Origin of the sequence: Parasediminibacterium schistidii, from assembly GCF_046546515.1 — a bacterium.
Taxonomy (GTDB): Bacteria; Bacteroidota; Bacteroidia; order Chitinophagales; family Chitinophagaceae; genus Parasediminibacterium.
In genome coordinates, this window is sequence record NZ_JBKHKJ010000010.1 from 12,173 (window position 1) to 29,860 (window position 17,688).

The following is a 17,688-nucleotide window of genomic DNA, read 5'->3' on the forward strand; positions in this document are numbered from 1 at the left end:
AAGAATTAGGAATTAAGAATTATAGTTACCTTATCACCACCTGCCTTACATTGTTTCCTTCCAATCCGTTTGCTTTTAAGTAATAAATGCCTGGCGCAAGATGGTGGTTACTGGTCAAGTTAATGGTTTGGTAGCTTACACCTTTTGAAATAGAACGTGGCGTTTCTATTGATATGGTTGCCCCTGATGCCGTAAACAACTGCAAATGCAAGGTTTTGCTGCTTCCAAGCTGCCATTTTATTTGTATGTGGTTGCCCGCAGCAGGCAGTATTTCCCAGCCTTCATTATTATCAACAGCATTTACTAGGTCGTTCATTTTACCAGTGCTTTTTACAACTTCTACTTTATTGAAGTTATTGTCCCAGGCTTCTGTGGGTATAATGGAATTGGTTACCTGTATGTCTTCGTCTTGTACCCATCCTTTTTTTGTAAATACCAATTCCATCACTATTGTGCTGTCGGCCAAGCTAATGGCTTCCCCCTTGTTATCTATCCACAAAAAAGGGATACTCCCTTCGGTAATATGGTTGGTTGCAAAATCAATCTCCAATGCTTTTCTTCGTACCCCAGCTATTTCTAACAATGCTGGGTTGTAATGCAAGGTGAACTGCATACCCTTGATACCCCTAAAGTTTTTCACTCGTATAGGCAAAATAATAGTAGCGGCATTATGTACATTGGTGTTATCGTAGTATAATTCAATTGGTTTTGCTGTGGTTATATTTGTACTCAAAACAGCAGCAGACCAATCATCATTTACATCGCCTAGCTTCACGCCTACAAAACTTTGTTTTGTTTTGTTAGATACAATCGCTTTATAAGCAATACTGTCTTTGTAGGGGAAAGGGTTGGTTGGGTCGGGAAATGTATAGCTGCTGTCTATAAATGCCCAAAGCCGTTTGCCGGGAAAACTACTGTCAAGCCCTAAGGCAAAGCGTTTTACAAGTGCAAAGTCTAGTGCAGACAATGCACCATCGTTGTTTACGTCTGCTGCAATTAGTTTATAGGGCGAATTTAAAAGCGCATTGCCTAGCAGGTGGCTCTGTACCAACAGGGCATCTACAACGGTAACGCCGTTCTTTTTGTTTATGTCATTATTTTTCAATGGCCTTACTGTATAGTTGCCAGCTTTCAATTCCCTGAAACTATATTTCCCATTTGCATCGCAGGTGGCGGCATCCCCATTATCACCTGTAAGTTTCATGCTAACATTGGGTATAGTGCCACCCTTTGCATTATATACATTACCGCTTATGCCCACATATAAGCATTGGTTTATTTGAGCTAAAGGAATAGAATTTGTTTGTAAATAACGCACTATCACCCTTGCAAGGCTATCGGCAAACTTTATTATGTGCGCTTTGCTATCGCGGACATTGGTGTAGTTAGATTCTATTTGTATGGCATCGATGTAGCCACTGTCGGCCGTGCCATACCTCCTGATGTTGTAGCCTCCGTCAAAATATAAATCGCTGGTTAATGGGAAGCTATCCTGCGTGCTAGGCACTGAAGGGTAACCTGCATTTGCCATCATGGTGCCAAAAGAATAGGGGCCACGAAGCAGCTGGGCATGGGTTTGCCCATTGAAGTTGTTAGCAGCCAAATTGCGGATAGAGCTATTGTTTTTTATGGAGTTTCTATTAAGATATGTGTCCTGCTGCCTTAAATCGGCGGCAGAAGGGCCATACCCTAGTTCTAACCGCTGCACCGTGTGCCCTTGGGCATGAAAATCGATATACAGCCCCCTTGTGCCATTGGCCATTACCGAACTGCGGGCTATATTGATGTATTTATGAAAATCGTTCCATGCTTTTTGGGCAATGCTGTCGCCACATGCACCGTAATTAATATCCCTGTTGCAATCTACTTTTGTCCTGCTAAGCTTGCAGATAATAGTATGCGGCCGGCAGCCTATATAGTTGCGCAATGCAGTGTCCAATGCCCTTGCTATTTCCTGCGTGTTGCCATCGTAGGCAGTTGTGTAGTTGGGATCGTTGAAACAAGAGGATGCCGTCCTGTCTGCAATGCTTGCAGGGATAAACGTGCCACCATGTGGCGCACTAATAATAACAGGCATATTGCCCGCTATGTATTCTATATAATTGTTGGATCCATAGTAGTGGTTGCCTGGCGTATATACTTGTCCCTTAGCTTTCAGGAAAAACAAAAGTATATATGTAAATATCCTTAACGCAGTTAGTTTTCTCATAGCATAAATCAATTAATTATTTCCCAATTTTCTTAACGTCAATATCAGTGTAAGTAGCAATATAGCGCATGATATTTTTAACAAAAGCCTCAGCAAATGTAAAATAAGCAGATGGGGTATCCCTTACCCCTTTGTAATTGGTTTCTATCTGCCAGCCAAACACATTGGGGTATTTGGTGTACCTAGCCGTATTGTACCCCCCATCAAAATACTTTTCATCTTCTAAGGCAAATGGATCCTGTTGGCTAGGCACAGAGGGGAAATTTGATTCTGTCATCCATGTGCCAAAAGCATTTGAACCTGTAAGCATTTGTTTCAGGTTCAATTTGCCTTTGCTGCCATAAATCAAGTTGTGCAAGGATGATTTAGCTGTGTAAAGCGTATCATTGTTCCCCGTGCTTAGTTCTTTCAATTGCGCTGTTTTCAACAAATAGCCTAGTTCCAGCCTTTGGTGAGGGTGGCCTTGTGCATGGAGGTCTATGTAAACCGTTTGGCCATATTTCTTGGTTGCCATAGCTATGGCCGTGTCCACCATGTTGTGCCAGTAATTCCATGGCACTTTCATTGCCTCATTGCCACAAGTGGCTATTTCTATCTCCCGGTTCTGGTCTATTTTAGTCCTCTTTAAATTGCATATAATTAAAGATGGATAGAAGCCATAATCTCTGCGGAACACAGAATCAATCGCTTTTGCCAGTTCAATAGTCCTTGAATCGTGTGCAGTTACAATGTCTGGGCAGCTTCTATCATCTATGTCTGGGGGCATAAGTAAACCACCATGCGGCACACTTATTACCAATGGCATGTTTCCCACACTAAATTCTGTCCATTTGTTGTCGTCAAAATAGCTATACCCTGCTTTGAAGCCCTGGGCATTTAGTTTTACAACAGCAACCAACAACAATAAGCAAAATATTTTTTTCATTTTTATACCACTGATTAAATGATCCGCGTGATTTACCCGCTAGCTAAAACAGCTTTTCTTAGATGGGTTTCAAAACCAATTTTTTAGTAAGCCTTTCAAACCAATCTTGGCTTGTTTAAAGCATAGTGCTTCCGATTACGACTTTGTAATATTATTGATGAAGGTTTTATAGGCAATGGCTTTATATTGCCAAAAAGGTGCAAAAGCGGCTAATTCTTTTTTTAGGTTCTGATGAACGGCAACCTATCATTTCATGCAAACTTGATAGGTGCAAATCAAAAACTTATAGCCCATTTTAAAGAGCATTGCCCACTTGGTTTGGCTGGCTTTTGAAAACTAAAATTGAGTTTTTAGGCCTTTTAAAACTATAACTCATTGAAATACAGTACTTTATGGTTTTCACGAGTGAGTGATTCGTGAGTGATTCGTGAGTGATTTGTGAGTGATTTGTGAGTGATTTGTGAGTGATTTGTGAGTGATTTGTGAGTGATTTGTGAGTGATTTTTTTGGTGTTTTTTGAGCATGGATGTAAACTGTCATGATGTTTTTTTTTTGGTTATTAAAAATAACCCCGACGGGGAAACTAACTTATGCTAGTCTAACCACAGAGATTGTGCTAATGAAAACAAGGAGCCATATACTACAAAGTTGGTATTGATTTTGGCTCCGAGCAAAAGTACAATCCTATATGGGGGAAATATGCCCCCATAAGTATCCAAAAATGCCCCCATGATGGGGGAAACCTGAATTGCAATAACAATTGTAAACCCACCAGCACATCAAAAAAAGAATTAGCCCAAACCTACCCAACAATTATTTTTTTACCAATGGCAGCAGCAAGCCTTCCAGCCCGTTTAGTTTTATTTCGTACAAGGTTTCCATGAGTGTACCTAGCTTTCCTTTTGGGAAGCCTTTCCGCTTGAACCATTCCAAGTAAAAAACAGGCAATTGGTACAGCAGCGTGCCTTTGTATTTGCCAAAAGGCATGGGCATGGTTACCAATTGCAGCAATAATTCGCCATTAGGCTGTGGGGCTTCTTGCATTTATTTATAAGTTGGTTAAATGATTAGTTGCTACGCAGGTGCAATTTTAAGCAATTTGCCACGAAGGCAAATAATACCTGATATTAACTATTATTTTTGCAGTCCTGCTAACAATCCTTTACTTTACAATTGAGAAAATTGCTATCATGAATTTTAAAAAATCACTTTTATTTTCAATACTGCCCATGTTTAATGCCATTACCCAAGCCCAGACCATTATCCCTCTGTACGAAGGTACAATTCCCAATTCTAGGCCTTGCGAAATAAAAGAAACAGATATGGGCAACGGAAGGGTATCTACTATAATAACCCCCGTGTTGTATGCTTACCTGCCACAGAAAAGAGACAGCAACAAAACCTGTGTTATTATATTCCCAGGGGGCGGCTATACCCGCTTGGCTATAGACCACGAGGGTTTTCAGGTAGCGGAGGCATTGAACAAAAGAGGCATTGCAGCTTTTGTGCTAAAATACAGGCAACCACACGACATTGCCTGCATAGAAAACCCGGAAACAGTAGCCCAAATGGATGCCCAGCAGGCCATTACAATTGTGAGGGGCAAAGCTGCTGGCTTCAACATCAACCCAGATGCTATTGGCCTGCTAGGTTTCTCTGCAGGGGGGCATTTGGCTTCCACGATAGGTACACATTTTACCAATAGCCTGCTACCTAGCAACAAGCCCATAAACCTGCGCCCCGATTTCCTAGTGCTGGCCTACCCTGTTATCAGTTTTTCAGATAGCCTAGCACATAAAGGCTCGAGGGACAATATGCTGGGTCCTAAACCATCGGCAGAAAAAATAAAATTGTATAGCAACGAGTTGCAAGTAACCCCCCAAACACCTCCTACCTTCCTGCTTCATGCAGCAGACGACCACGCTGTAATAGTAGAAAACAGCCTGCACTTTTTTATGGCTTTGCAGCAAAACAAAGTACCTGCCGAAATGCACATTTACCAAAAAGGCGGGCATGGCTTTGGGCTCCAAAACAAAGCCGAGCCTAACGACTGGCTTAGCCTTGTGTATGCCTGGCTAAAAACCAATAAGTTGATGAAGGGGAATGTAGGGGAATAAAACACAGCTTACTCCTTATCTTTGCCACATGCAAACACAACGTTCCGTGGCTTTTCACACGCTGGGCTGTAAACTTAATTTCTCCGAGACCTCTACCCTATCAAGGCTATTGGAGCAGGAAGGCTTTGTAAAAAAAGACTTTGCCGAAACTGCTGATGTATATGTTATCAATACCTGCTCTGTTACGGACAATGCGGACAAAGAGTGCAGGCACCTGGTAAGGCGGATACAACGGAAAGCACCCGAAAGCCTAGTGGTGATAACCGGATGCTACGCCCAGCTGAAACCAAAGGAAATTGCTGCTATACCCGGCGTTGACTTAGTATTGGGGGCTGCCGAAAAATTCAATATTGTGCAGCATATTGCCGAGCTTGCTAAAGGCGATAGTGCTAAAATATGCAGTTGCGATATAGCGGAAGTAACAGGCTTTAATGCTTCTTACTCTGCCAACGACCGCACCCGCACTTTCCTCAAAGTGCAGGATGGATGCGACTATACGTGCTCTTTCTGCACTATACCCATGGCAAGGGGTAAAAGCCGTAGCGACACCATTGCCAACGTGGTAAAAAATGTGGAAGAACTAGCAAAAACAGGCACAAAGGAAATTGTACTTACTGGGGTAAACCTTGGCGACTTTGGCAAAGGCCCCGATGGTAACAAAAAAAACAATGAAACTTTTTTGGATTTACTCCGCCAATTAGATGCTATTGAAGGCATAGAGCGTTACCGCATTTCTTCCATTGAGCCCAACCTGCTTACCAACGAAACAATAGAATTTGTTGCCAACAGCAAAAAGATAATGCCTCATTTCCATATACCATTGCAAAGTGGCAGCAACACGATACTTGGCTTGATGAAAAGGCGGTACAAAAGGGAACTATATGCAGAGAGAGTGGCTTTGATAAAGCAATTTATGCCACATTGTAGCATTGGTGTAGATGTAATTGTGGGTTTCCCAGGAGAGACGGAAGAACTTTTTACAGAAACATTCGATTTTCTGCATAGCCTTGACGTGTCTTACTTGCATGTATTTACTTATTCAGAAAGGGCAAATACCGCATCATTGGATATAACCCCAATAGTGCCGCAAAACATTAGGAACGAAAGGAACAAAATTCTCAGGAACCTTAGCTTTATGAAGCTGCAATATTTCACACAGCAGCACCAAGGCAAAAAAAGAAAAGTATTATTCGAGATATTTGAAAAAAACGGCATGATGGAAGGATATACCGATAATTATATAAGAATAACAACACCTTACAGAAAAGAATGGGCTAATGAAATAGTCGAATGGGCAGTTTAAACTAGCCGTTAAAAGTTTCTGGTTAATAGATACATGTAACTAGGAATTTGTAACCTTAGAACTAGCAAAAAATTATTTCGCTGTTTTCCTAAACCCATTTACATATATCATCTGCGCATAGCCATACAACAATAAAACCACGGCATCTATCTTGGGTTCAAAAATTTTAAACTTGTTTAAAATAAATAAAGAACCTGATAAAATAGACAATACCGCTGCGGGGAGAAAATAATTCAATGCAAGCTTTTTTCTTGCGTTGCTGTCCAAAATATTGCTGGCAAATACAGCTGGCAGGCTTAGGCTAACCAAATAAACCATCAATGGATTGTACAAGATACCCGATGTTTTATGAGGCAAAACATGAAATACCGCAAAGATGGTCAACATACAAGCGATGGTTACAAGCGATGGCAAAACTGCCTTGGAAATTTTGATAGGGCGTATTTTTTTGAATGCAAAAGCATAACAGAGGTTGGCAATTACACAAGCAACAATGCCATAAATAGTGTACTTAACATTATTTATATCGTTAGTTTTAGAAGTATCTATAGAAATAGTTTTAAAAAAATCTCCAACCCAGCTAAGCACTAATGCAGTGAAAAAATATATTTTTAGCGTTTTGGAATGGGTTTCTTTCAGGTGCAAATACAAATAAACTATCAAGACGGGCATCAATGCAGAGCTGAAAATATTGCCTACTTTTAAATCTTCATCAAAAACAAAATAACACCCCACTAAGAGCAGTACCCAATACAACCCAAAAAAAAGACTTTTGACAAGCGTCATCTAGTAAAATTTATTCGTTAGCGAATATATAGATAATATTTAATCAATAACTTAAAAAAAGTGCATATTAAAAAGCTACATACAGGTTCTAATAATGAATAGTTTTGCAAGATGCTTACAGAACAGGAAATAAAATTCATTGCCTATTGGGAAACATCGGGCAAAACACAACGAAAAAGCCTGAAACAGTTTGTGAAAGGCCTTTCGTCTGGGCTAGCTATTGGGGCAGCTATTCTTGCAGTCCTTGTTTCTGGGTGGTACCAACGTGCCAACATGGTGGCCAATAGCAAACTGAGTGCTGTGGTACTGGCAATTGCATTGATAAGCATAGCAATTTTCATGGCATGGATATACCAAAACTACCAATGGGAAATGAAAGAACAACAATACTTGGAATTAATTGCCAAAAAGAAAAACCAAGACACGGCACTGGATATTGATCCCCCTTCGTGAAAAATTAAAAAAAAGCTACAAACCTCGTAAGCCGGATTCTGTTTCTAAACTATCATTTATCTACGATATACATTACTGCATACCTGTTGCTGCCTACCCTGGAACATCGGGCGAGCCGCCCTCAAGCGTTCCTATACGTGGCATTACAGTACCCAAGGTTTACCCGCATGGCCTATTACTATACCTTGCCGTAGGCTTTTACCCTACATTTTCACCCTCGCCACGGTAAGCCGTGGCAGTTATTTTCTGTGGCACTGTCTCTTCCTGCTGGGCAGGAGCCGGCTCTTCACCGGTGGGTTGCCCTATACTGTCCAGACTTTCCTCCCCGGTTTTGCAACCAAGGCGATAGTTCGGGTTTGTAGCGGCGGTAAAAGTAGGTTGTTTTGATTTGGTTTTGTTTTGTGTAAATTGTTTTAGGTAATTATATTTGAACCCGGATTATGCAGTTGACTTCGTTATGAAAGGCTCAAATACAATAAATACAAGAATTTGAGCCGAATTTTTGGTCGAAAACATAGTGTACTATGGCAAGGCCAAAAAATCAAGCAAATGCTTGTGTTTGAAGTAGTTGAGTCTTGCAATAGATTTCAACCGCAAAATCCGGGTTGAATAAGGTGCATTTCAAAATTTCGTTTTTTGTTGTTTTCAATAGATTTCAACTGCAAAATCTAGGTTTAAAAAGTATCCTATATGGGGGAAATTTTGGATACTCATGGGTGAATATTTCCCCCATATAGGATTTTTATTTTGGACTATATACCTATTCATGCCAATTTTACATTAAAGGAGGAACTACGGGCATCTTGGCCTTGCCTCTCGCATCTGATGTTAGTTGGTTTAGGAAAATGATAATCCACTACCAAAATCTTATCAGTTTCTTATCAATAAATTATCATTCTACTATAGTAAAACTATTATTCCATTATCAATACATTATCGTAAAATTCATTTAAATTATAATAAAAAATGAGGCTTAAAAAACACAAACAACTGAATATCAATGAGTTATAGGCAAAAAGGAGAAAAAGCAAAAAAATAAATCACTTAAAAGCAGAAAATAAGCTATTCCAAATCTTCGCTTAGTTCTTCTTATTCCCTCGTTTGCTCTTGCTCCCTCTCCTTGTTCATGCTCCCTCTCCCTTTGGAGAGGGTTAGGGTGAGATCGGGAATTAGGGTACGCCTATCACCATCAATTATCTATCTTGCTGATAAATAAAAAAGGGGAATAAAAAGCGAAGATTTGAAATGCACCCTTTGAATATCGAAACTGTTTGATGAGAAAAATATTATGTACAATTAGTTGTTTATGTATCTAATTACTTTACTTATATAACTTCGCAATATTAATTTAAGCTACAATGAACCCAATCATACAAACACTTCACGAGAACTTACCAATGCTCAAAGCAAAATATCCATTGCATAGCCTTGCTGTGTTTGGCTCTTACAGTCGCGGAGACCAAACACCTAATAGCGATTTAGATGTACTGTACGAAGCACTCCCCGATACTTTTTTAGACCTGCACGATTATTTAGGTTTGCAGCGAGACCTAACAGCAATTACACAGCTAAAAGTGGATTTAGTAAACAAAAAGTATATCAACCCAGTAGTTTGGTTAAAAGCGAAAAACGATGTAATATATGTCTAACAACAATCAGGTACTTTATATAATTTCTGCCCTTGCAGCCAGCCAAAAAGCTATGTATTATGCAAAAAAATTCAATAAGCCAAACGAGTTTTTTAATGCAGATGAACAAGTACACTTTAATGCCACACTAACGCTGCTTATGGCAATAGGCGAAGAAGTAAAAAAAATAGATAAACAATTACTGCAAACTCAGTCAAATATTCAATGGCAAGACTTAAAAGATATGAGAAATTTTTTAGCCCACGATTACAGAGGTGTTGATTTAGAAATTGTGTTTAAAGTGGTAAAAGTAGAACTGCCAAAATTGAGTGATGCTTTCATTGCGTTTTTACGCTTGTTTCCTAAAACCGAAATAGAAGAAGCATTGGAAAACGAATACTACAAGCATTTATATAAAATTATTTTTTAATGAAAATTCAATGCTTCACTAATGAAAGTAAAGCCATGTATTTATTAAGATAAAAAACATAAGGTTTGGTTTATGCTTTTGTGCTTATCTATTCCTTACATTTATATCCTTAATTCACTAATAAAACCACAAAAAATGACAACACAAGAAGTAGCCAACCGCTATATAGAGCTGGAAAAACAAGGCAGGTGGGATTTGATACAAGAAGAATTGTATAGCGATGACATTGTATCTATCGAGCCAGACAGCGCCGCTGCCATGGGCATGGCAAAAACAGTAAAAGGCATTGATGCCGTGAAGGCAAAAGGCAAAGCATTTAACGAGGGTGTGGAAGAAATGCACGGGGGGTATTGCACCGAACCAATAGTAGGCGGCAACTTTTTCAGCGTGGCCATGGGCATGGATGTAACCATGAAGGGCGCAGGTCGAATGAAAATGGATGAAATTTGCGTATTTGAAGTAAAAGATGGCAAAATAGTGAAAGAGGAGTTTTTCTTTTAGAGGCTATAAAAGCCAGGGAGGCAATAAGGTTTAGGCAAAAAGGCAATAGGCAAAGGGGCAAGGAGTTCAAACCTTCACTTTTGGTTATTGCCTTTTCTTATTTACCCTACTAAACGTACAACTTAAAAAGTACAACCCAAAACTTGCTTATTTTTGCCCGGATTAATAAAAAGCATTTTGCAAGACAATTCCATCAGCCTCAACAAATTTATCAGCGATACAGGTTACTGTTCCCGCAGGGAAGCAGACAACATGATTGCCAAAGGCAGGGTTTTGCTGAATGACCAGCCAGCCCAGCTTGGCAACCGCTACCAACCCGGCGATACCGTGGAAGTAGATGGCAGCCTGATAACCACCGCTACGGCAACTAAGAAAAAAGAGAAATTAATTTACTTGGCTTTTTATAAACCTGTTGGCATTACCACTACTACTGACGAAAACATACAAGGCAATATTATTTCCTATATTAAATACCCAAAGCGTATTTTCCCTATTGGGCGGCTGGACAAAGATTCCGAGGGGCTTATATTTTTAACCAATGATGGCGATATTGTAAACAAAATATTACGGGCTGGCAACAATCATGAGAAGGAATACATTGTGCGGGTAAACAAGCCTGTTGACCCACATTTTACCCAAGGCATGGCAAGGGGCGTGCGCATAAAAGATGGCATGACCAAGCCCTGCAAAGTAATTAAGCTAAGTACCCATACCTTTAAGATTATACTAACCCAAGGCCTCAACAGGCAAATACGCCGCATGTGCGAGCATTTTGGCTTTGCGGTTACCAGCCTGCAGCGGACCCGCATCATGAACATTAAGTTGGAAGGCCTCACCGCTGGCAAATGGCGACACCTAAGCGAAGTGGAAATTGGGCAAATTTTGGAAATGGTGAGCGGTTCAAGTAAAACATGATTTTTTTTGCCATGAAGGCATGGAAACATCCCTAATACCCCAAAAATACCTCCGTAGCCCCATACCCAAAGCGTGGGTCGTATTGGTTTACAAAACTTTTTACTTCCCTTTTGGTTTTTAATAGCTCGTGCAGCTCGTCTTTTAGCTTGCCTTTGCCAATGCCGTGAATCAGTATCAGGGTACGCTGGCGGTGGGCAATGGCCAAGTCGTACCATTTTTCAAATTCTTTTAGCTGGATATTCAGTATCTCAAAATTGCTTAGGCCTTGCCAGTCGTCCACCAGTTTTTCTATGTGCAGGTCTATTATCTCCCTTGCCGGGTCTAGGTGCTGCCTTGCTTCGTTTGCCTTGTAAATTTTAAAGCCTTTGGCCGCTAAGCCCGTAAGCTCAAATTTATCTTCAAAAGGGCGGTCGGGGTAGGTGTCAAATAGTTTGTACGAAAGCGTAGGCTCATTTTTTTCCTTCATTTGCTCTATCCGTTGGAAAACCTGTTTGGGTTTCAGCTTCAAGGAAGTTTCAAAATGTTCCGCCTTCTTTTTTTCAGGGGTAGCCAGCGAAAAATCCACATGGAAAGAGGGGCTATCGTTCACGCTTTCAAAAGCAATGTCGTGCAGGTAAAAGTCTTGGAAGCCCGCCACTTGGTTGTGTATCTCGAAGTTGGTACCGCTTAAAAAAAGTTGTTTATATACAAATTCGTAGCTGCATTCTGTTTTGTTTACCAGATAAATTTTTAAGTTTTCTACTATTTCATCGTTAAAATCGTCCAATGAAAACTTGGGTATCATTACAAGCCAAACGCCATCCGCTACTTTTATTTCGCTTTTTTTGGGCTTTTCCCTAGGTATATTGTCTAAGAAAACGGTTGGCCTTTTGGCCTCTACCACCACTGGCTTTTTGCTAAACCGTTGAAAATAAGGGAAATCTATCTGATCCATATATGCAGGGAACTTCACGCCGCGCACCTCTATCATCACCATTTTATCGCTCATTATTTCTACCACCCTGCCCTCCTCGTTGCTAATCAAAACAATGATTTCGTCCCCCACCTCATATTTCATATTCGTCCCTTATTTTGCTATAATAAAACGCAAATGTAGCTTGTGCATTAAAGTTTTTCGCATTTTTTAGTTAAACCTCACCCCAACCCCTCTCCAAAGGCGCGGGGCAAAGCGGAAAACTTTTATGCACCCAATGTAAGCTACTTGCTTTAGCAATGCCTTTAGCCCTTAATTTTGTCGTTCTACCACGTTAAAATGCAAGGGTGTTTATGAAGAAGATTGAATTAGAAATTGTTGCTTTGTCCCATAGTATTACCCAGACCCATTCGTATGCAGTGGTGCTGGGGGAGGTAAATGGCCTTCGCCGTTTGCCTATTGTGATTGGCGGTTTTGAGGCACAGGCCATTGCCGTGGCGCTGGAAAGGATGCAGCCCAGCCGCCCGCTAACCCACGATTTGATGAAAAATTTCATGAATGCCTTTAATGTGGAGTTACAGGAAATTGTGATAAATGATTTGCAGGAAGGTATTTTTTACTCAAAGCTGGTTTGCTTTACCGAACACGACACCGTGGAAATAGACAGCCGTACCAGTGATGCGATAGCGTTGGCCGTGCGTTTTGCCTGCCCAATATTTACTTACGAGCATATATTGGATAGTGCTGGCATACTAATGGAAGATACCAGCCCCAAGAAGAAAAAAGGCGAAGCAGTGGGCATAGAAGAAACAGGCGGCACAAGGGACGAGCTATCTGGATTAAGCTTGGACGAACTAGAAAACCTGCTAAACGAAGTACTTGAAAACGAAGATTATATAAGGGCTATCGCCATAAGGGACGAGATAAACAAGCGGAAGTAAGGAACTTGAATATAATACACTTTTTGTTAGACCTCACCCCCTACCGTCTCCTTTTGGAGAGGGAGCCAGGCTTCGACAATAGGCAAGTACTTGGTTTTTTGAAGTTTACTAATTCTAATTGCACTAAATATTGCTTTTAAAATAACTTTCCCTGAATGGTAGTTTTCCCCAATTGTAAAATAAACCTCGGCCTTAATATCCTACGCAAAAGGAAAGATTGCTATCACGATTTGGAAACCGTATTCTACCCAATACCACTTACAGACGCACTGGAAATAATTAGAGACACGGAATTAGGAATTTTGCCTAATGACTTAAGGCTTACGACTTCTGGCTTACCCATTGATGGCAACCAAGACAACAACCTGTGCGTGAAAGCCTACCATTTATTAAAAAAAGACTTCCCTGCTTTGCCTGCTATACAAATGCACCTGCACAAAGTAATACCCATGGGTGCTGGCTTGGGCGGCGGCAGTGCCGATGGGGCTTTTGCCTTGAAGCTTTTGAACAACCAGTTTCATTTAGGCTTGTCTGCTGAACAATTAATAGCCTATTCATTGCAATTGGGTAGCGATTGCCCTTTTTTTATACTCAATAAACCATGCTTTGCTACAGGCAGGGGGGAAGTAATGGATGTTATTGATTTGGATTTATCGGCCTACCAGTTTTTAATTGTAAACCCCCAAATACATATTGGCACAGGGTGGGCTTTTAGCCATATCACACCAGCAATACCAAAACGATGCGTAAAAGAAATCATCCAGCAGCCTATACATACTTGGACAGATGCTTTAATCAATGATTTTGAAGCACCAGCCATTGCGCAATACCCAGAAATTGGCGAAATAAAAGCAACCCTCTACCAGCAAGGAGCCATTTACAGCAGCATGACTGGCAGTGGCAGCACGGTGTTTGGCATTTTTGAAAAAGGGCAAACAACAGAACTTTTTTTTCCTAAGCATTATTTTGTGTATCGGGGTTAAATTGCCACAAAGCCTCGAAGTAATAATAAGTAAAAAGAAAGCAGAAAATATTAAGTGCTTTGTATTTTTTCTTGCCTTAAACCCTAAAGAAATTGGATACATTTCAAATCTTCGGTTTTTATTTATCAGTAACATACATAATTGATGGCAATACCCGCACAAACCCTTCAACCTCACCTCAGCCCGACCTCTCCAAAGGGAGAGGCGGGAAGAACAAGAAAGACTGAGCAAGCACAAACGATGGAATAAGAATAACTATGTGAACATTTAAAATGGCTTTTTCTCTTCTTTTTTTTGTGATTTATTTTTTTTAGAGTCTATCTTTTTGCCTGTAACTCATTGTTATTCAACTATTTTCTGTTTTTTTAGCCTCATTTTTTATGATAATTTAAGTAAATTTTATGATAATGTATTGATAATGGAATGATAGTTTTATAATAATAGAATAATAATTTATTGATAAGAAACTGATAAGATTTTGATGGTGGATTATCATTTTACCAAGCCAACTAATATCCGATGCGGGAGGCAAGACCAAGATGCCAATAGTTCCTCCGTTAATGTAAAAATCGCATGGATATGTATATAGCCCAAAATAAAAATCCTATATGGGGGAAATATGCCCCCATGAGCATCCAAATTTTCCCCCATATAGGATACTTATTGAACTGTAAACACCAAAGTATTTTCTTATGCAAAATAAATCAAATACACCCTGTTAATGCCAAATATAAATCCCAAAAAACGAAATTTTGAAACGCATGCAATAAATTTTATTTATTCAATATTTATCGTAATATTGCAATATTAAAATAAAATATGGGGGCTACAAAAACAGAACATTTTTCAGACGAACAAAATGAATTGGCCACAATGGCAAAAGCAATAGGGCATCCGGCAAGGGTGGCCATACTAGACTATCTGCTAACAGTAGATGCTTGTATTTGTGGCGACATTGTAAATGAACTGCCTTTGGCACAGCCCACCGTGTCGCAACATTTAAAAGAGCTGAAAAATGCAGGGCTGATTAAAGGCGATATTGAAGGCAACACCATTTGCTACTGCATCAATGAAAAAGCAGTGGGCAAACTGCAAGCCTATTTCGGGAAAATAACTACCAAATTGGAAAGTAAGAAGAGCAATTGTTGCTAAAGGTAGTCGTCAGTGGTGAGTGGTGAGTGGTCAGTATTTAGGGTGATAAGGTAATAAACACTAGAAAATGCCCACAAACAACTGGCTATACACTTTAAAACTTAAATAATATGAACTTAGAACAAATAAAAAAACACCTTGCAGCAGCCGAGGCCGTGAACTTTAAACTGCCAAACGGGGCTTATGTTCCCGAGCATTTCCACGTTACGGAAGTAGGCTTGGTTACTCGGCATTTTATTGACTGTGGCGGCACAGAACGCTTGGAAAAAGTGGTAAACTTCCAGCTTTGGGATGCTAACGATTTTGAACATCGGCTAAAACCACAAAAGTTATCTAAAATTATTGCCTTATCGGAAACCAAACTAGGCATTGGCAACTTGGAAATTGAAGTGGAATACCAATCTGAAACCATTGGCAAATACGGTTTGGACTTTGACGGGATAGATTTTTTGCTTATCCCTAAACAAACGGCTTGTTTGGCAAGCGATGCCTGCGGCATACCTCCTGCTAAGCAAAAAATAAAATTGCAAGAATTGCAAACCCAAAAAGAAAGTTGCTGTGTTCCCGGCGGCGGCTGTTGTTAAAGAAAGTGGTCAGTTATCAGTGGTCAGTAATCAGTATAGAGCGGGACAATTATGAGTAAATAATGCAAAAAATCAAGTGATTACTAACCAAAATAAAATTTAAAGAAATGAAAATCTTGCGATTTGAAGATATTATTGCTTGGCAGAAAGCACAGGACTTTACTGTTGAGGTTTACAGTTGTTTTAAAGATAATAAGGACTGGGATTTCCGCAATCAAATTTGTAGGGCAGCTGTATCTATTTCAAATAATATAGCCGAGGGTTTTGACAGAAGCTCCAAGGCAGATTTTAGAAGATTTCTATTTATGTCGCTAGGTTCATGTAGCGAAGTAAAATCCATGCTATACTTGGCAGAAAGGCTCAGCTATTTATCAAAAGAAAAATCACAGGAATTAATTGCTGTTATTATTGAAATTTCAAAAATTATATTAGGATTAATTAAATCAATAACAATATAGTAATCAGTTGTCAGAGGACAGTTGTGAGTAGAAAATAATGAGTAAACAATTGCCTACTGACTACTGACTACTGTTTACTGACCACTGTTCTCTGACAACTAAAAAACAACTATTATGACCATTGCATTATTCAGCGACATCCATGCAAACCTTCCAGCGTTACAGGAATTTTTTAAAGACGTTGATAGCCGTAACCCTGATGCCATCTATTGCTTAGGCGATTTGGTAGGCTACAATATTTGGGCAAACGAAGTAGTGAACGAAATAAAAAACCGCAAAATACCCACCATTGCAGGCAACTACGATTTTGGTATTGGCCGCATGAGCAACGAATGTGGCTGTGCCTACAAAACAGACCACGAAAAAGACAATGGGAAAATCTCTATCGCTTTCACCAACTCCATTATGAAAGACGAAGAAAGAAAATACTTGCGCACGCTTCCAGCACACATAAAAGTGGAGTTTCAACTGAACGAAGACAAATTGAATTTGCTATTGGTGCATGGGAGCCCACGAAAAATAAACGAATACCTTTTTGAAGACAGAGAAGAAAAAAGTATGCTCCGCATCATGGAACAAGCAGATGCAGACATTATGTGTTTTGGGCATACGCACAAGCCTTATCACCGTGTTTTAAATTCGGGCATTGATGGGCAAAATCATTTTCGCCATGCAGTAAATATTGGCTCAGTTGGCAAGCCGAAAGACAGCAACCCACAAGGCGGCTATGTAATGCTTACGATAAATGACAATAGTTCTATACTCGATAAAGAGAGTATTAAAGTGGATTTTATCCGTTTTGATTACGACTTTGAGGCTGCTGCCAAAGCGGTTGAAGAAAGCCCTTTGCCCAATGAATTTGCAGATATGCTAAGAAAAGGAGCTTAATAATGATAACACTTATCCCCCTGCTCCCACAACATTGGGAAGCCGTAAAAACAATTTATGAAGAGGGCATTGCCACGGGCAATGCTACTTTTCAAACCACTGCCCAAAGCTGGCAAGAGTGGAACGATTCCCATGTAAAAAACTGCCGGATTGTTGCAATAGAAAACAGCGAAATTTTGGGCTGGGCTGCCCTTACGCCCGTCTCCAGCAGGTGCGTGTATGCTGGCGTGGCGGAAGTGAGCGTGTATGTTGCTGCAAAAGCAAGGGGCAAGCGTATTGGTACGATTATGTTGCAAGAATTGATAAACCAAAGCGAGCAAAATGGGATATGGACCTTGCAATCGGGCATTTTTCCCGAAAACAAAGCCAGTATTTCCATGCACAAAAAAAAAGGTTTCAGGATTATCGGCTACCGAGAAAAAATTGGAAAAATGGGTACTATTTGGCGGGATAATATATCAATGGAAAGAAGAAGCAGCATTATTGGTATTGATTAATAAAA

General features: G+C 40.0%; 19 protein-coding genes and 1 other RNA gene. 14 read left to right on the forward strand and 6 right to left on the reverse strand.

Annotation, left to right across the window (positions count from 1 at the left end):
• Positions 1–25: 25 nt before the first annotated feature.
• From ACHFIY_RS07445 to ACHFIY_RS07455, 3 genes are all read right to left on the reverse strand, one after another.
• On the reverse strand, positions 26–2,209 hold the full coding sequence (locus ACHFIY_RS07445; RefSeq protein ID WP_410845446.1) for a dockerin type I domain-containing protein: 2,184 nt from the start codon (positions 2,207–2,209) through the stop codon (positions 26–28).
• A 16-nt stretch (positions 2,210–2,225) separates the two neighbouring features.
• Positions 2,226–3,134, reverse strand: a complete 909-nt coding sequence (locus ACHFIY_RS07450) for an N-formylglutamate amidohydrolase (RefSeq protein WP_410845447.1) — start codon at positions 3,132–3,134, stop codon at positions 2,226–2,228.
• Between the two features lie 813 nt (positions 3,135–3,947).
• Positions 3,948–4,178, reverse strand: coding sequence for a DUF3820 family protein (locus ACHFIY_RS07455; RefSeq protein WP_410845448.1), 231 nt, complete (start codon positions 4,176–4,178; stop codon positions 3,948–3,950).
• 146 nt (positions 4,179–4,324) lie between these two features.
• On the opposite strand from ACHFIY_RS07455, the gene ACHFIY_RS07460 reads away from it, so the two are divergent.
• Positions 4,325–5,251: an alpha/beta hydrolase gene (locus ACHFIY_RS07460; protein ID WP_410845449.1), complete on the forward strand. Its 927-nt coding sequence runs from the start codon at positions 4,325–4,327 to the stop codon at positions 5,249–5,251.
• 28 nt (positions 5,252–5,279) lie between these two features.
• The gene (gene mtaB / locus ACHFIY_RS07465) at positions 5,280–6,554 is read left to right on the forward strand and encodes a tRNA (N(6)-L-threonylcarbamoyladenosine(37)-C(2))-methylthiotransferase MtaB (RefSeq protein WP_410845450.1); all 1,275 of its coding nucleotides are present in this window, start codon (positions 5,280–5,282) and stop codon (positions 6,552–6,554) included.
• A 72-nt stretch (positions 6,555–6,626) separates the two neighbouring features.
• Here mtaB and ACHFIY_RS07470 read toward each other — a convergent pair whose 3' ends face one another.
• Complete coding sequence (locus ACHFIY_RS07470) at positions 6,627–7,340, reverse strand: lysoplasmalogenase family protein (RefSeq protein ID WP_410845451.1); 714 nt, start codon at positions 7,338–7,340, stop codon at positions 6,627–6,629.
• A 111-nt stretch (positions 7,341–7,451) separates the two neighbouring features.
• On the opposite strand from ACHFIY_RS07470, the gene ACHFIY_RS07475 reads away from it, so the two are divergent.
• Positions 7,452–7,793, forward strand: coding sequence for a hypothetical protein (locus ACHFIY_RS07475; RefSeq protein WP_410845452.1), 342 nt, complete (start codon positions 7,452–7,454; stop codon positions 7,791–7,793).
• A gap of 11 nt (positions 7,794–7,804) precedes the next feature.
• On the opposite strand, the gene rnpB is transcribed toward ACHFIY_RS07475, so the two are convergent.
• An RNA gene (gene rnpB, locus ACHFIY_RS07480) (RNase P RNA component class A) lies at positions 7,805–8,155 on the reverse strand.
• 996 nt (positions 8,156–9,151) lie between these two features.
• Between rnpB and ACHFIY_RS07485 the strand changes: the two genes are divergently transcribed.
• The 4 genes from ACHFIY_RS07485 to rluF all read left to right on the forward strand — a co-directional run bounded on the left by ACHFIY_RS07485 (position 9,152) and on the right by rluF (position 11,267).
• A complete protein-coding gene (locus tag ACHFIY_RS07485) occupies positions 9,152–9,442 on the forward strand; it encodes a nucleotidyltransferase family protein (RefSeq protein WP_410845453.1) in 291 nt (96 codons plus the stop codon).
• Positions 9,435–9,851: a HepT-like ribonuclease domain-containing protein gene (locus ACHFIY_RS07490; protein ID WP_410845454.1), complete on the forward strand. Its 417-nt coding sequence runs from the start codon at positions 9,435–9,437 to the stop codon at positions 9,849–9,851. The genes ACHFIY_RS07485 and ACHFIY_RS07490 overlap by 8 nt, the downstream gene beginning before the upstream one ends.
• Before the next feature lie 135 nt (positions 9,852–9,986).
• The gene (locus ACHFIY_RS07495; protein ID WP_410845455.1) at positions 9,987–10,352 is read left to right on the forward strand and encodes a SnoaL-like domain-containing protein; all 366 of its coding nucleotides are present in this window, start codon (positions 9,987–9,989) and stop codon (positions 10,350–10,352) included.
• A gap of 153 nt (positions 10,353–10,505) precedes the next feature.
• Complete coding sequence (rluF, locus tag ACHFIY_RS07500; RefSeq protein WP_410845456.1) at positions 10,506–11,267, forward strand: 23S rRNA pseudouridine(2604) synthase RluF; 762 nt, start codon at positions 10,506–10,508, stop codon at positions 11,265–11,267.
• A 31-nt stretch (positions 11,268–11,298) separates the two neighbouring features.
• Here rluF and ACHFIY_RS07505 read toward each other — a convergent pair whose 3' ends face one another.
• On the reverse strand, positions 11,299–12,324 hold the full coding sequence (locus ACHFIY_RS07505) for a Smr/MutS family protein (protein WP_410845457.1): 1,026 nt from the start codon (positions 12,322–12,324) through the stop codon (positions 11,299–11,301).
• A 209-nt stretch (positions 12,325–12,533) separates the two neighbouring features.
• Here ACHFIY_RS07505 and ACHFIY_RS07510 point away from each other — a divergent pair, with 209 nt between their 5' ends.
• From ACHFIY_RS07510 to ACHFIY_RS07540, 7 genes are all read left to right on the forward strand, one after another.
• On the forward strand, positions 12,534–13,121 hold the full coding sequence (locus tag ACHFIY_RS07510) for a bifunctional nuclease family protein (protein WP_410845458.1): 588 nt from the start codon (positions 12,534–12,536) through the stop codon (positions 13,119–13,121).
• 155 nt (positions 13,122–13,276) lie between these two features.
• Positions 13,277–14,104, forward strand: a complete 828-nt coding sequence (gene ispE / locus ACHFIY_RS07515) for a 4-(cytidine 5'-diphospho)-2-C-methyl-D-erythritol kinase (protein ID WP_410845459.1) — start codon at positions 13,277–13,279, stop codon at positions 14,102–14,104.
• 819 nt (positions 14,105–14,923) lie between these two features.
• Complete coding sequence (locus tag ACHFIY_RS07520) at positions 14,924–15,256, forward strand: ArsR/SmtB family transcription factor (RefSeq protein WP_410845460.1); 333 nt, start codon at positions 14,924–14,926, stop codon at positions 15,254–15,256.
• Positions 15,257–15,366: 110 nt separating this feature from the next.
• Positions 15,367–15,840 carry a DUF6428 family protein gene (locus ACHFIY_RS07525; RefSeq protein WP_410845461.1) on the forward strand — a complete coding sequence of 158 codons (474 nt, stop codon included), beginning with the start codon at positions 15,367–15,369 and terminating at the stop codon, positions 15,838–15,840.
• 107 nt (positions 15,841–15,947) lie between these two features.
• On the forward strand, positions 15,948–16,298 hold the full coding sequence (locus tag ACHFIY_RS07530) for a four helix bundle protein (RefSeq protein WP_410845462.1): 351 nt from the start codon (positions 15,948–15,950) through the stop codon (positions 16,296–16,298).
• Between the two features lie 114 nt (positions 16,299–16,412).
• Positions 16,413–17,186, forward strand: a complete 774-nt coding sequence (locus ACHFIY_RS07535; RefSeq protein WP_410845463.1) for a metallophosphoesterase family protein — start codon at positions 16,413–16,415, stop codon at positions 17,184–17,186.
• Between the two features lie 2 nt (positions 17,187–17,188).
• Positions 17,189–17,683, forward strand: a complete 495-nt coding sequence (locus ACHFIY_RS07540; RefSeq protein WP_410845464.1) for a GNAT family N-acetyltransferase — start codon at positions 17,189–17,191, stop codon at positions 17,681–17,683.
• Positions 17,684–17,688: the final 5 nt, after the last annotated feature.

Bases quoted from the DNA above. Each gene is read 5' to 3' on its own strand.
- ACHFIY_RS07445 (WP_410845446.1), bottom strand. From the start codon at position 2,209: ATGAGAAAACTAACTGCGTTAAGGATATTTACATATATACTTTTGTTT.
- ACHFIY_RS07450 (WP_410845447.1), bottom strand. From the start codon at position 3,134: ATGAAAAAAATATTTTGCTTATTGTTGTTGGTTGCTGTTGTAAAACTA.
- ACHFIY_RS07455 (WP_410845448.1), bottom strand. From the start codon at position 4,178: ATGCAAGAAGCCCCACAGCCTAATGGCGAATTATTGCTGCAATTGGTA.
- ACHFIY_RS07460 (WP_410845449.1), top strand. From the start codon at position 4,325: ATGAATTTTAAAAAATCACTTTTATTTTCAATACTGCCCATGTTTAAT.
- mtaB (WP_410845450.1), top strand. From the start codon at position 5,280: ATGCAAACACAACGTTCCGTGGCTTTTCACACGCTGGGCTGTAAACTT.
- ACHFIY_RS07470 (WP_410845451.1), bottom strand. From the start codon at position 7,340: ATGACGCTTGTCAAAAGTCTTTTTTTTGGGTTGTATTGGGTACTGCTC.
- ACHFIY_RS07475 (WP_410845452.1), top strand. From the start codon at position 7,452: ATGCTTACAGAACAGGAAATAAAATTCATTGCCTATTGGGAAACATCG.
- ACHFIY_RS07485 (WP_410845453.1), top strand. From the start codon at position 9,152: ATGAACCCAATCATACAAACACTTCACGAGAACTTACCAATGCTCAAA.
- ACHFIY_RS07490 (WP_410845454.1), top strand. From the start codon at position 9,435: ATGTCTAACAACAATCAGGTACTTTATATAATTTCTGCCCTTGCAGCC.
- ACHFIY_RS07495 (WP_410845455.1), top strand. From the start codon at position 9,987: ATGACAACACAAGAAGTAGCCAACCGCTATATAGAGCTGGAAAAACAA.
- ACHFIY_RS07505 (WP_410845457.1), bottom strand. From the start codon at position 12,324: ATGAAATATGAGGTGGGGGACGAAATCATTGTTTTGATTAGCAACGAG.
- ACHFIY_RS07510 (WP_410845458.1), top strand. From the start codon at position 12,534: ATGAAGAAGATTGAATTAGAAATTGTTGCTTTGTCCCATAGTATTACC.
- ispE (WP_410845459.1), top strand. From the start codon at position 13,277: ATGGTAGTTTTCCCCAATTGTAAAATAAACCTCGGCCTTAATATCCTA.
- ACHFIY_RS07520 (WP_410845460.1), top strand. From the start codon at position 14,924: ATGGGGGCTACAAAAACAGAACATTTTTCAGACGAACAAAATGAATTG.
- ACHFIY_RS07525 (WP_410845461.1), top strand. From the start codon at position 15,367: ATGAACTTAGAACAAATAAAAAAACACCTTGCAGCAGCCGAGGCCGTG.
- ACHFIY_RS07530 (WP_410845462.1), top strand. From the start codon at position 15,948: ATGAAAATCTTGCGATTTGAAGATATTATTGCTTGGCAGAAAGCACAG.
- ACHFIY_RS07535 (WP_410845463.1), top strand. From the start codon at position 16,413: ATGACCATTGCATTATTCAGCGACATCCATGCAAACCTTCCAGCGTTA.
- ACHFIY_RS07540 (WP_410845464.1), top strand. From the start codon at position 17,189: ATGATAACACTTATCCCCCTGCTCCCACAACATTGGGAAGCCGTAAAA.